The following is a 13,102-nucleotide window of genomic DNA, read 5'->3' on the forward strand; positions in this document are numbered from 1 at the left end:
CGATCACAGCCGCTCGAAGCCCCGCATCCGCTCCCAGTCCGTCACCGACGTCTCGAACGCCGCCAGTTCGGTACGGGCCGCCTGCGCGTAGTGCGTGACCACCGGCTCGCCGAAGACCTTCGCGGCGATCTCGCTGCTCTCCCAGCGGTGCAGCGCCTCCGTGAGCGTGCCGGGCAGCCGGGGCACCGACGGGTCGGCGAGGGCGTTCCGCGTGTGCGGGGGCGGGAGTTCGAGCCGGTGCTCGATCCCGTACAGACCGGCCGCGACGGCCGCCGCGACCGCCAGGTACGGGTTCGCGTCGCCGCCGGGCACCCGGTGTTCGATGCGCAGGGAGGAGCCCGTACCCACCACGCGTATCGGGCACGTCCTGTTGTCTCGGCCCCAGGTGATGCCGGTCGGGGCGAAGGCGCCGGGCTGGAGGCGCTTGTAGGAGTTGATGTTCGGCGCCATCAGCAGGGCGAAGTCCGGCAGGCAGGCGAGCTGACCGGCCACGAAGTGGCGCATCAGCTCCGACATGCCGTCGTCGGCGGACGCGTCGGCCAGGACGGGGGTGCCTTCCGTGCCGCGCAGCGACAGATGGATGTGGCACGAATTGCCCTCGCCCTCGTCGAACTTGGGCATGAAGGTCAGTGCCACGCCCTCCTGGGCGGCGATCTGCTTGGCGCCGTTCTTGAAGAAGACGTGGTTGTCGCAGGTCGTCATCGCCTCCGCGTAACGGAAGACGATCTCGTACTGTCCCGCGTGCACCTCCCCGCGCGCCGTCTCCATCGCCAGCCCCGCGCGGCCCATCTCACGCCGGATGCGGCGTACGACGGGCTCGATGTCGGTCAGGCCCTGGAGCGAGTAGTCGACGTTGTACGTGGTGGCCGACGTCAGGCCCTGGTAGCGGGTCTCGCGGGCGGCGCGGTAGGTGTCGAGGAAGACGAGGAATTCGAGTTCCGTACCGGCGAGTGCGGTCAGCCCGCGCTCGGCGAGGCGGTCGAGCTGGGTGCGGAGGATATGGCGGGGGGCGACGGCGACCGGGGAGTCGGCCGCGCCCGGCCAGTGCGCGTCGGCGAGTACGAGGGCCGTGCCCTCGTCCCAGGGGAGGTGCGTGCGCAGGGTGGTGGGGTCGGGCCGCAGGAGGAAGTCGCCGAAGCCGGTCTGCCAGGCGTCGATGGCGTAACCGGGGCGGGTGTCCATCTCCACGTCTGAGGCCAGGAGATAGACGCACGCGCCGAAACCCGCTGCGCCGTTCGCGATCTCTTCGAGGAAGTACGGGACGGACAGCCGGCTGCCCTGGAGACGCCCCTGGAGGTCGGGGACGGCGACGACGACTTCCTCGGCCCTCCCGGCGGCGGCCTCGGCTCGCAACAGCTCGTACGGGTCGGCCTGTTCGGTCATTTCCGGTCCTCTGTTCGTGCCAGTCGTGCCAGCGGGTTCGGCACGGTGCCGTGCACGACGTCGAAGCCCTCGTCCCGCTCCGCACGGTCGTGGAAGCCGCCGCCCAGGAGCTGTTCGCGGTTGAGCGCGACGCGGTCGAAGGACGGGGCGAAGAGACCGTACGCGTCGAAGCGGTCGGCCAGCTCCGGGAAGCGGGCGTGGTAACGCTCGATCTCGGCGCGTACGAGAGCCCAGAACGCGTCCTCGTCCAGGGCGAGTTGATCGGCGCACAGCGGGGCGAAGAACCGGAAGTGCCCGGCGAACACCGCGCTGAGCAGCGAGTGCGCCAGCTCGTGGGCCGGCCAGCGGAGCAGGACGCGGTCGGCGCGCTCGGGGAGCCCCGCGTACTCGGGCCGGTCGCCGGGCAGCAGGTTCACGTCCTCGGCGAAGTCCTTCACGGCGATCCCGACGGGTATCTCGTCGCGGTCGAAGAGGACGACGGTGTTCTCGCCGTGCGGGCAGAAGGCGACGCCGTAGCGGTAGAGGTAGTGCAGCAGACCCGGCAGCAGCGCGCCGAAGAACCGTTCCAGCCAGGCGGCGGGCGTGAGCCCGGAGCGCTCGACCAACTCGGCGGTCAATGCCCGCCCGTCGGACCCGATCTTGAGCAACGCGGCCATGGTGCGGGCCCGTTCACCCGCGTCCGCGTCGAGCAGCGCGGCGACCGGCTCGCGCCAGACGGCGCCGAGGAGTTCGTGGTAGCGGTACGGCGCGTCCTTCACCGACTCGTACAGCGGATGGCCCACCGCGACGGCCGCGACCTCGCCGAGCGGATGGATGCGCACCTCGTCGCGCAGATACGGATCGGCGTCCCGTACGGAGTGCAGCCAGGCGCTCACGTCGGGCGCGGCCTCGGTCGGGTCGGTCGAAAGTCCGCGCCAGACAAGGGTGTTGCGGACGAGGAGCGGGACTTTGACGTTGCGGCGGTGCGGGTGGTCGATGTTGGCGAGGGTGCGGATGGACTGGAGCGGGCGGTAGCGGTCGTCGCTCTGTCCGAGCAGCACGATGCGGCCCTCGGCGAGATAGGGCGCGAAGAGGGTGGCGACGGCCTCGTCCCAGTGGAAGGGGTGTACGGGCAGCCAGACGAAGGCGCCGGCGGGCAACCCGGTCTCGGCGCACTCGCGCGCGAGGACAGTGGCGAAACGTTCCCGCGTGGCCGCGTCCAGCTCCTCGGCGAGCAGTTGCTCGACGTCGAGCCCGGGGACGCCGGAGTACACCGCGAGGTCGCTGTGCACGGCGGCCCACAACAGCCGTACGGCGGAGGCCGATTCGGGCGCGTAGGCGGCGGTGTCGGACGCCGAGAAGCCGAGGCGGCCCTTGTTGAGGAGCATGCAGGGATGCCCGTCCTGGTACGCCTCCAGCTCCAGGTACCCGAGATCGGCCAGCGCGGCGGCGGGCAGCGCCGTGGCGACGGCCGCCGCGTCGGCCCGCCGGGTCGCGGTCAGCTCGCGCAGGACCTCGGCGGTGGTGGCACCGTCCCAGCCGAGCACGGGGCGCGCGTCGAGCAGCAGCCGCTCGGGGCCGAGGTCCGGGGTGTGGGGGTGGCGGCGCAGGCTGTCGGGCTCGACGCGCCAGGTCCCGAAGGTGCCCCGGGTGGCGCGCAGCGTCCAGTGGACGTCGTCGCCGAGGTCGAGCCGGTAGGTGCCAGGCACGCCCGGCCCGGTGCCCCGCCCGTCCGGTCCGTCCGGTACGGGTACGAGCAGCTCCTCGTACGCGAACTCCTCCACGGCCTTGACCAGCAGCCGCCGGCCGGCCTGCTCCCAGGCGGCCCGGTTGGGGTGATTCAACGTTGATTCTCCTCGGACACGCGACATGACTGAATGCTCCAGACTCTCAGGGCCGGACGACCGCCGCCGGGACGGCACCGGAGTCGGACCCGGAGTCGGACCCGGACTCGGAGTCGGACTCTGCGCGCGGGACCCCGAATGTCGTCCACGCCGCGCGGTGCGGCACGCGCAGCACCGTGCGGCCCGCCACCGCGTTCAGGATCGTCGCCGCGCGCCAGGCGCCCAGCGTCAGATCGGGCGCGCCGACGCCGTGCGTGTGCAGCTCGGCGTTCTGGACGTACAGCCCGCCCGATATACGGGGGTCGAGCGCGACGCGGTAGTCACCGTCTATCCGGTACCGGCCCTTCTCGTCCCAGTCCACGAGCGTGCCCAGCCCGTCCTCGCCGTCGAGGAAGGCGGGGCGCGACGCCGCGTACCCGGTCGCCGACACGATCGCGGACGTACGGATCTCGAAGAGCGCCTCCTGCTGAGTGTGACGACACGTCAGCAGAAAGCCGCCCGGGGCGACTTCGGCGGCGACGATGGCGACTCCCGGATGCAGCGCGGCCCTTGGCTCCGCACCGCCGATCGTCCGCTCGTACAGCTCGTCGTGCAGTTCGGCCAGCGTCTCCTCGCTGACGCCCTTGTAGAGCTGCCACTGCTCCGCCACGAGCTGTTCCCGCCGATCCTCGGGGAGGGCGCGGAAGTAGCGGATGTAGTCGGGCGTGAAGTGTTCGAGCCCGATCTTGGAGTACTCCATCGGCGCGAACGCGTTCGTGCGGGCGAGCCAGCGGACGTACGGCCCGCCCGCCCCCTCCCCGTCCTGGTGCCGCAGCAGATCCAGCGCGACCTCCGCGCCGGACTGGCCGGCCCCGATGACGGTCACGTCGTCGCAGGCCGCGAGCCGCGCGCGGTGCGTGCGGTAGTCGGCGCTGTGCAGGACACGGCCCGCGTGCCCGCCCTCCGCGAGCAGCGGGCGCAGCGGCTCCGGCACGACCGGGTTCGTCCCCACCCCGAGGACGATCTGCCGGGCGCGCACCCGCGTACGGGTCCCGTCCGCCGCGCGATGGGCGACGACGAAGACGTCATCCGTCTCGTCCCAGCCCAGCTCCTCCACGTGCGCGTCGAATCGGCAGGACGGCAGCGCGTCCGAGACCCAGCGGCAGTAGGCGTCGTACTCGCGGCGCGGTATGTGGAAGCGCTCCGAGAAGAAGAACGGGAACATCCGGTCGTGATGGCGCAGGTAGTTGAGGTACGACCACGGGCTCGTCGGGTCGACCATCGTCACCAGGTCCGCCAGGAAGGGGACTTGGAGGGTGGTGCCCTCCATCAGCAGGCCGGGATGCCAGGAGAAGGCGGGCTTCGCGTCGAGGAACAGCGTGCGCAGCTCCGGCGCGCCGTCCGCGAGCGCGGCGAGCGAGAGGTTGAACGGCCCGATCCCGACGCCGACCAGGTCGTAGACGTCGTGCGCGTCGTGCGCATGGGGGGTGGACTCGGTCACCGGCGGGCCTCCGCGAGGGGGTTGGTCAGGTCGACGTAGACGGACTGGGACTGAACGTCCCCGACAAGCTCGTCGAGCCCGTCCACGCAGGTCAGATAGTTGCCCTTGCACCGCAGCACGGGCGCGTCGAGCAGCAGGTCGAGCAGCCCCTTCGCCCCGGGCTCGGCGGCCCGCAGCCGCTCCAGCCGGGCACGCAGCACACACAACAGGTCGCCCTCGTCGGCCAGCCCGAGCGCGCCGAACGCGCCGACGAGGCCGAGGAGGTTGTTGATGCCGAGGTAGTACGCGACGCGCTCGTCCACGAACGCGTCCTCGAAGACGAGGTCGAGCCCGTCGGCCGCGCCCGGCAACAGCCGCTCCACGGCGGCCGCGTGGGACGCGGCGACGTAGTAGCCCTGGCTGTCGCGGTACCAGCCCGCGCGCGGCAGTCCGTGCGCGTCGAGCGCGACGAGGGTGTTCTGGTGGTGGGGTTCCAGCGCGATCCCGTACCAGGCGTGGAGCCTGATGAGCGGGACGGCGAGTACGTCGAGGTACGCGGCCAGCCAGCGCGCGGACGCCTCGGCGGTCGAGACGCCGTGGGCGCGGGCGGTACGGGCGACGGCCTCGGCGAGCAGCGCGCGGTACGCGGGCGGCGACCCGTCACCGGGCCCGGTGCTCTCGGCGACCAGCCCGGCGACGCAGAGGCCCTGGGGGCCGCCGCGCCGGAAGGGGTTGTCGCGTACGGCGGTCTCAAGACCGGTCTCCGGACAGCTCTCCGGACCGGTCTCCTTATCGCGGCCCGCCGACACCCACCCGAAGTCGCGCAGTATCCCGAACTCCGGGTGCTCGGCGCGCAGCCGCTCGGCGGGCCCCGCGGCCAGCAGCCGCGCGGCCCGTACACCGAGGCGCATCTCGCTACGGAGGTTGTTGCGGCGGGAGTTGGTGATCCGCATGCCGAGGGAGAGCTTCAGCATCACGTCGGCGTCGGGCCGGTGCACGGTCCGTACGGAGGAGGTGGGGTACCAGTCCGGCCCGGCGGGTCCCAGGGGCCGTACCAACCCCGCGTCGACGAGCGCGGCGACGGCGGGCCGCGCGAGGACGTCCCTGGCCTGCCACGGATGCGCGGGCACCACGGCCATCCCGTCCGGCACCCGCAGGTCGAGCCCGGCGGTGAGGGGCCGCAGCAGCTCGGCGGGAGTACGGCCGTCGGCGCTCTCCCCGACGAGGATGTCCGGGTGCACGGCGAACCAGTGCAGCGCGAAGGACCCTCGCAACTCCGGCGAGTAGGCGTCGAGTTCGACGTCCGAGGCTTCCTCGCGGCTCTTGGGAGCGGGATGGAAGGGGTGGCCAAGGAGCAGCGCCTGCTCGGCGTCGAGGAAGGGCGTCGGGCCCCGCGTTCCCGGCTTCTCGGCCCGGCGCCGAACGAGGTGGGCCCCGGTCCGCGCGGCGGAGTTGAGCACGCGCGCGACGGCGTCCCCGCCGAGATGCGGCAGCGCGCCGCGCCCGAGGGTGGACTCCCGGACGAGCGCGGCGGCGACGAGCGAAACGTCGGCGGGCAGGCTGCCGCCCTGCTGCGAGGTGACGACGCGGACGGCCCCCAACCGGTGCCACCCGGTGTCGGACCGGTACAGCACGCGCACGCGCAGGGTCAGCGCACTGCACGGCAGCGGCAGGTACAACACGTCGCCGGTGCACGGCACTTCGACGCCGGTCTCCCGGACGTACGCGCGCAGGAGCGTCTCGGTGGCGGCGGAGTCGGCGGCGCGGAGATGATCGGGATGATCGAGAGGGTCGAGCCCGTTCAACCCCTCCGGCGCCCCATCCAACTCTCCGCCCTCACCCAGCCTTGCGGGCTCAACCAGCCCTTCGCCCCTTCCGGGACCGGCGGACCAATTCAGCCCCTCGCCCTCGCTGGGACCGGCGGACCAATTCAGCCCCTCCGGCGTTTGAGGAGCGGGGTCCGGGGCAGCGCCCCGGCCGGGGTCCGGGGCAGCGCCCCGCCCACCGGCCTCCCCGCTCACGCCCCCTCCTCCGCCACACCCGCCGCCACCACCGCGTCCAGCAACCGCTCCACCTCCACCGCCGTCGTGTACGGATTCAGCAGCGTCAGCTTCAGCCGTACGCGCCCCGGCCCCTCCCCCGGCAGCTCCGTACGCCCCACGACCCCGCCGCCCTCCCTCAGCAACCGCCGCCGCAGCGACGCGTTCAGGTGATCGACACGGGCCTCGTCCACCGCCTCGTCCACCACCTCGTCCGCCGCCCCACCGGCCGGCACGTACCGGAACAGGAACGCCGTCAGCACCGGATCCCCACCGTCGGGCCCGCCGCCACCGTGCAGCTCCAGCCGCGGACGCGCGGCCACCGCCCGCGCCCCCGCCACCGCCAGCTCGTGGCACGCGTCGACCAGCCGCCCAAGACCCTCCCGCCCCAGCGTCCGCAGCGTCACCGCGATCTTGAAGGCGTCCGCGCGGCGCGTCGTACGCAGGGACAGACCCAGCAGGCTCGGATAGCCGGCCTCCTCGTCGTCCGCCGGGTTCAGATAGACCGCGCGGCGGGCGAGCGAGGCGTACGTCTCCGACTTCCGCACCAGGAAGATCCCCGCGGCGGCCGGCTGCCAGCCCAGCTTGTGCCAGTCCAGGGAGACGGAGTCGGCCAGTTCGATGCCGTCCAGCAGCGGCGCCAGCCGGTCGGACAGCAGCGCGCCGCCCCCGTACGCCGCGTCCACGTGCAGCCAGGCCCCGTACTCCGCCGCCAGCTCCGCGCACTCCCGCAGCGGGTCGATCGCCCCGGTGTCGGTCGTACCGGCGGTCGCGACGATCGCGACCGGCAGCTGTCCGCGCTCGACGCACCGCTCCAGCGCCGCCGTCAACGCGCTTGTCAGCATCCGGAGTTGGGAGTCGACCGCGACCGGGATCACCGAGTCCTCGCCGAGCCCGAGCAGGGCCGCCGCCCGCTGCACCGAGAAGTGTGCGGCGGCGGACGCCAGGATCCGGGGCCGCGCCCCGGCCACCGATCCCAGGCCGACACCCACCCCCGCCCTCGGCACACCCGTCATCTCGATCTGCCGGCCGGTCGCGGCGCCCAGCACCCGGTCCCTGGCCAGCATCAGACCCATCAGGTTGGACTCGGTACCGCCCGAGGTCAGCACGCCCGCCGCCTCGGCGGGGTCGTAGCCGAGCATGCCCGCCAGCTCCTCAAGGAGCAGTGTTTCCAGGGCGGTTGCGGCCGGCGCCTGGTCCCACGAGTCCTGGGAGGGGTTCAGCGCGGACACCGCCAGGTCGGCGGCGACGGCGACGGCCAGCGGCGGGCAGTGCAGATGCGCCGCGCACGCGGGGTCGGCCGGGTCCGCGCTGCCGTGCGCGAGGACCTCGGTGAGCCGGCCGAGCGCGCCGGCACCGCTCGCCGCGCCGAACGCCTCGGCCACGCCCGCCGCGATCCCGGCCGGCGAGGAGGCCGCGACCGGCCCCCCGCGCCGGGCCGCGCCCTCCGCGAGCGCGTCCAACACCTCACGTACCAGAGGCTCCAGAGCCGCGGCCCCGCCCACGCCGCCCGACAGCTCCGTGCCCGTCGCCGGCCGCAGCGCCCGCAGTGCTTCCTCAACGGCGGCGCCCAGCGCCTGAGTCGTCACGCCGCCCGCCCCGCGACACGGGAGGAGGACGCCTCGACGATCGCGTCCGTCAGCCTCTCCAGCACCGACTCGGCCTCCTCGTCCGTGATCACCAGCGGCGGCAGCAGCCGCACCGTCGACCCGAACCGCCCGCCCAGCTCCAGGATCAACCCCCGCCTCAGACAACCCTCCTGGACCCGCGCCGCCAGCTCCGGCGCCACCGGCCGGGACCCGCACGAGTCCAACGGCCCCTCGGGGTCCACGATTTCGACGCCGATCATCAGTCCTCGTCCGCGTACGTCGCCGATCAGCGGCAGTTCGGACCGCAGCCCCTCCAGCCGCGCGGACATCCGCGCGCCGACCGTCGCCGCCCGCTCCGCGAGACCTTCGCGCGTGACGTACCGGAGCGTCGCCGCGCCGGTCGCCATCGCCAGCGTGTTGCCCCGGAACGTGCCGGTGTGCGCGCCGGGCAGCCACCCGTCGTACTCCTGGTCGTACACGATCACCGCCAGCGGCAGCCCGCCGCCGATCGCCTTCGACATCACCATCACGTCGGGCACGATGCCGCTGTGCTCGACCGCCCAGTAGGCGCCGGTGCGCCCGACACCGGTCTGCACCTCGTCCACGATCAGCGGGATGTCGCGCTCACGCGTGATCCGCCGCATCTCGCGCAGCCACCCGTCGGGCGCGGGTACGGCCCCGCCCTCGCCCTGGACCGCTTCGAGGATCATCGCCGCCGGCCGTACGACGCCGCCCGACGGATCGTCCAGCAGCCGTTCGGTGTACGTCGCCGCCAGCTCCGCGCCGCGCTCGCCGCCGACGCCGAACGGGCAGCGGTACGCGTACGGGTACGGCAGCCGCGTCACCTCACCACCCGCCGCGCCCCCGCCCGGCACCGGCTCCTTGACGGCCACGCTGCCGGTCGTCGCCAGCGCGCCCGCCGTCATCCCGTGGTACGCGCCGGTGAACGCGAGCACCCCGCGCCGCCCGGTCGCCGTCTGCGTCAGCTTCAGCGCGGCCTCGACGGCGTCCGTCCCGGCGGGCCCGCAGAAGTGCACGCGGGCACGGTCGGCGAACTCCTTCGGGAGCGTCCCGAACAGCGCGTCCGTGAAGTCGTCCTTCTCGGGCGTCGCGAGGTCGAGTACGTGCAGCGGGGCCCCGCTGTCGAGCGTGCGCTGGATGGCCTCGCGCACGACGGGGTGGTTGTGGCCGAGCGCGAGCGTTCCGGCGCCGGAGAGGCAGTCGAGATAGCGGCGGCCGTCGGTGCCCTCGATGGTCATGCCGTGGGCGCGGGCCGGGACGATCGGGAAGGAACGGGCGTACGTACGGGCGGACGACTCCCTGGCCCGCTGCCGCTCCAGGATGGAGTCGGCGGTGGCTTCCGCGGGTCGCCCGGCGGCGGACGGCGCGGCCGCGGGCAACGTGACAGCGGGAACGGTCATGGAACGGCTCCGGATGATGAGGGTGAGGAGAGAAGAAGAGGCGTGGGCCCTGAAGACGTGCCATGAAGACACGCCCTGAAGACACGCCCTGAAGACACGCCGTGGAGACACACGCTGGAGAGACACGCCCTAGAGCAGATGCCGCCCGGCGACCGGGTGCCCGAGGAAGGAGTGCATGGCGAACTCCCAACCGTAGGAACCGGCGTTGGGGAAGACGACGAGATCCCCCGCGCGCACCCGCTCGACGAGGACGTCCCGAAGCAGGGTGTCCTCCGGTGTGCACAGCTCGCCCACGACGGTGACACGCGTATGTTCCGCGGCGGGCCTCGGACACTCCTCGCCCGCCTCCCACGCGTCGACGGGCAGCACGGCGACGTTGTGCACGATGTCCCACGAAGTGGGCAGCTGGAAGTGGTTGATTCCGCCACGCAGTACGGCGAACCACTCGCCGTACGAGGCTTTGACGTCCGTCACCTCGGCCGCGTACCAGCCGCAGTCCGCGACCAGGAACCGGCCGGGCTCCAGCACGACCTTCACCCCCACGGGTGGCTCGACGAGCGCGGCGAGTTCACCGAACCGGGCCATGTCGAAGGGCGTCTCACCCTCGAAGGCGACGCCTATGCCGCCGCCGATGTCGACGTGCCGCAGCTCGATGCCGGTCGCGGCGGCCGTGGTCACGCTCCACTCGACGCACCAACGAAGGTACGCCGCATGGGTGTCGGCGTCGAGATTGTTCGACGCGGCGTGGATGTGGAAGCCGACGATGTCGAGGCCGGGAAGTCTGCCCGCGGCGTCGAGCACGTCGGGTACGTCGGGCTCGGCGACACCGAACTGCGAGGGCGCGCCGCCCATGTGGAGCGAGCCGCTGATCGGGATGTCGGCCGGATTGACGCGCAGCGCGACGCGCGCGGTGACGCCTTCGGCGACGGCGATACGGCTGATCCGGTGGAGTTCGAGCAGGCTCTCGGCGTTGATGGCCTCGACGCGGGCGCGCACGAGGGCGGTGAGAACGGGCACGGACTTGGCGGGCCCGGCGGCGACGACGGCGGGGGTGCCTGTGAACCCGCCTGTCGCGAGGGCGAGTTCCAGCTCGCTCACGGACGCGACCTCGAAGCCGTCGATGTGCGGGGCGAGGGCGCGGACGACGCCGGGGAAGGAGTTGGCCTTCACCGCGTAGTAGACGGCCGCCCAGTCGGGCAGCGCGGCCCGCAACTCCCGGGCCCGCGCGGCGGCGACCTCTCCGTCGTACACGTACGCCGACACGGGCTCGGCGCCGCGCGCCAGCTCCAGCAGTCGGCTGCGGACGGTGACCGGCAGGACGTCCACGGGGTGGGCGGCGAGCGGCGCGGCGGAGGGCGGGAACTGGACGGACACGACGGTTTCAACCTCGGTTGGGGGGTGGGGGATCGACCGGTTTCGGCTGGCGGCCCGCGGTATCAGGGTACGAGCGCCCCCTCCCCTCCAGATAGACGGATCGGCCAAGAACGTCGACGGCCGCCTTACAGTCCGGCCAATTGTTAGGCGAGCCTAACCTAATGCCTCGTCCGGAGGACTCCAAAGTAATCCATACGTGGGGGGAGATTTCCGGGCACCGGGACGGTGGCCTTCGTTTCCTCCGGCACCTCCCGGACCACGAGCCGTTCGGACAGCCGATCTTGGGCCCGGAGTGGGCCCCTGGGCCCTTCGTAATGGGTCTCGCCCGTACATACCGTGGCGAGGTACACGTCGCAGCTGGACCCGGTGGGGGCCGGACTTCTTCAGCAGTTGGTGAAAGGTTTCTCCGTTGTCGGACTCACAAGGCCTGGCGTTCCAGGCCGGCACCCCAGGGCACCGATGGGAGTTGCCGCGATCACTGGCCGCGACTCGGGTTCTGCTGTATTTGATGTTCGGGCTGACGCTGCTCGGTGGCGTGGGTGTGCTGAACTCGTTGTTGGAGCTGGGCACTCGTGTGTCGGTGACGGTGGGTGTGGCGGCGGTGTACGCGGTGGTGCCGGGTGTCGCCGCGGTGGTTCTGGCGGGGCGTTTGTGGACCGGGGGGAGGGTGGTCTGGTTCGCGTTGGTCGCTCTGCAGGCGTGGCTGCTGGTGGGTGGCGTCGCGAACTTGTACGGGGGTTCGGCGCGGGGTATCAGCCAACTGCTTCTGCCGGGTGCGCTGCTGGCGTTGGTGAGTGTGGGGGCGAGCCGGTCGTGGTTCGATCTGCCGGCGGAGCGGCGGGTGGTGAGGCCGCGCTGGACGTTGGAGCGGTTGCGCCGGGAGGCGGTGCCGTCGGTTCCGCATCTGATCACCTGGCGTCGTAACCGTGGGCAGTCGACGGTCGAGTACGTGGGCATGGTCGGCCTGGTCGCCCTCATCATCGGCACGCTGCTGTTCAGCGGTGTGGCACCCGCGATTTCCGACGGGTTGCGGACGCAGGTCTGCAACATCCTCGGTGGTGACTGCGAATCGACGACGGTCGCGGGCGACGGTGACAACGGCGGCGGCGACAACGGCGGCGCCAACGGTGGGGGCGGTTCGAACGGCGGCGGTGGGAACAACGGCGGTGGAGGCGACTCCGGCGGCGGTGACAACGTTGGCGGAGCCAGCGGTGGCGGTTCGAACGGTGGCGGTAGCGGGTCCAACGGCGGCGGTGACAACGGCGGGGGGTCCTCCTCAGGCGGCGGGTCCAACGGCGGTGGTAATTCCGGCGGCAGCGCGAACGGCGGCGGCTCCAGCAACGGCGGCGGCTCCAACAGCGGCGGGTCGGATGACGACGATGACGACGACACCGGAGGCGCCTCCGGCGGAGGCTCCTCCAGCAACGGCGGCGGCTCCAACGGCGGCGGCTCCAACGGTGGTGGTTCCTCCAGCGGGGGAGGGAACAGCGGCGGCAGTGACTCCGGCGGTAGCTCCTCCAGCGGCGGCGGGAACAACGGCGGCGGCTCGAACAGCGGCGGTAGCTCCAACTCCGGTGGCTCGTCCGGTGGCGGCTCCAACAGCGGTGGGTCGGATGATGACGACGACGACACCGGCGGCGTCTCCGGCGGAGGTTCCTCCAGTGGCGGTGGTTCCAACGGTGGCGGTTCGTCCGGCGGTGGCTCCTCCAGCAACGGTGGCAGCTCCAACTCCGGCGGAAGTTCGAACAGCGGTGGCTCCTCCAGCGGCGGATCCTCTGGTGGCGGTTCCAACTCCGGGGGCTCGTCCGGCGGCAGCTCCAACTCCGGCGGTGGCTCCAACTCCGGCGGTTCGTCCGGTGGCGGTTCCAACAGCGGTGGTTCCAGCGGCAGTAGCTCCGGTGGGAGTTCCAGTGGTGGCAGCTCCAACTCCGGCGGCAGCTCCAGCGGTGGCGGTTCCAACGGTGGCGCCGGCTCCATCGGCGGAATGGCCAGTGGCGGGCTCATCGGCGGACTC

The 13,102-nt window shown here is 72.5% G+C and carries 7 protein-coding genes and 1 pseudogene; 1 reads left to right on the forward strand and 7 read right to left on the reverse strand.

The window, feature by feature from the left end; genetic code table 11:
• Positions 1–3: 3 nt before the first annotated feature.
• From ACFT9I_RS20590 to ACFT9I_RS20620, 7 genes are all read right to left on the reverse strand, one after another.
• Positions 4–1,383, reverse strand: a complete 1,380-nt coding sequence (locus tag ACFT9I_RS20590; protein ID WP_382566133.1) for a glutamine synthetase family protein — start codon at positions 1,381–1,383, stop codon at positions 4–6.
• Positions 1,380–3,206 carry an IucA/IucC family protein gene (locus ACFT9I_RS20595; RefSeq protein WP_382566134.1) on the reverse strand — a complete coding sequence of 609 codons (1,827 nt, stop codon included), beginning with the start codon at positions 3,204–3,206 and terminating at the stop codon, positions 1,380–1,382. Before ACFT9I_RS20595 ends, ACFT9I_RS20590 begins: the two co-directional genes overlap by 4 nt.
• A gap of 46 nt (positions 3,207–3,252) precedes the next feature.
• Positions 3,253–4,686 (reverse strand): lysine N(6)-hydroxylase/L-ornithine N(5)-oxygenase family protein, encoded by a 1,434-nt coding sequence (locus tag ACFT9I_RS20600; RefSeq protein ID WP_382566136.1) that lies wholly within the window; start codon positions 4,684–4,686, stop codon positions 3,253–3,255.
• Positions 4,683–6,470, reverse strand: coding sequence for an IucA/IucC family protein (locus tag ACFT9I_RS20605; RefSeq protein WP_382566137.1), 1,788 nt, complete (start codon positions 6,468–6,470; stop codon positions 4,683–4,685). The genes ACFT9I_RS20600 and ACFT9I_RS20605 overlap by 4 nt, the downstream gene beginning before the upstream one ends.
• A 212-nt stretch (positions 6,471–6,682) precedes the next feature.
• The gene (locus tag ACFT9I_RS20610; protein WP_382566138.1) at positions 6,683–8,293 is read right to left on the reverse strand and encodes a pyridoxal phosphate-dependent decarboxylase family protein; all 1,611 of its coding nucleotides are present in this window, start codon (positions 8,291–8,293) and stop codon (positions 6,683–6,685) included.
• On the reverse strand, positions 8,290–9,714 hold the full coding sequence (locus ACFT9I_RS20615) for a diaminobutyrate--2-oxoglutarate transaminase (protein WP_382566139.1): 1,425 nt from the start codon (positions 9,712–9,714) through the stop codon (positions 8,290–8,292). The genes ACFT9I_RS20610 and ACFT9I_RS20615 overlap by 4 nt, the downstream gene beginning before the upstream one ends.
• Positions 9,715–9,843: 129 nt before the next feature.
• Entirely contained in the window at positions 9,844–11,088 is a 1,245-nt protein-coding gene (locus tag ACFT9I_RS20620; protein WP_382566141.1) for an alanine racemase, read from the reverse strand.
• 508 nt (positions 11,089–11,596) lie between these two features.
• On the opposite strand from ACFT9I_RS20620, the pseudogene ACFT9I_RS20625 reads away from it, so the two are divergent.
• Positions 11,597–13,102, forward strand: a pseudogene (locus ACFT9I_RS20625) (hypothetical protein); the annotation flags it as partial.

It is taken from the genome of Streptomyces sp. NPDC057137 (assembly GCF_042670825.1).
Lineage (GTDB): Bacteria > Actinomycetota > Actinomycetes > Streptomycetales > Streptomycetaceae > Streptomyces.

What these genes read in the sequence shown, in the direction of transcription:
- ACFT9I_RS20590 (WP_382566133.1), bottom strand. Translation starts at nt 1,383, where the DNA reads ATGACCGAACAGGCCGACCCGTACGAGCTGTTGCGAGCCGAGGCCGCC.
- ACFT9I_RS20615 (WP_382566139.1), bottom strand. Translation starts at nt 9,714, where the DNA reads ATGACCGTTCCCGCTGTCACGTTGCCCGCGGCCGCGCCGTCCGCCGCC.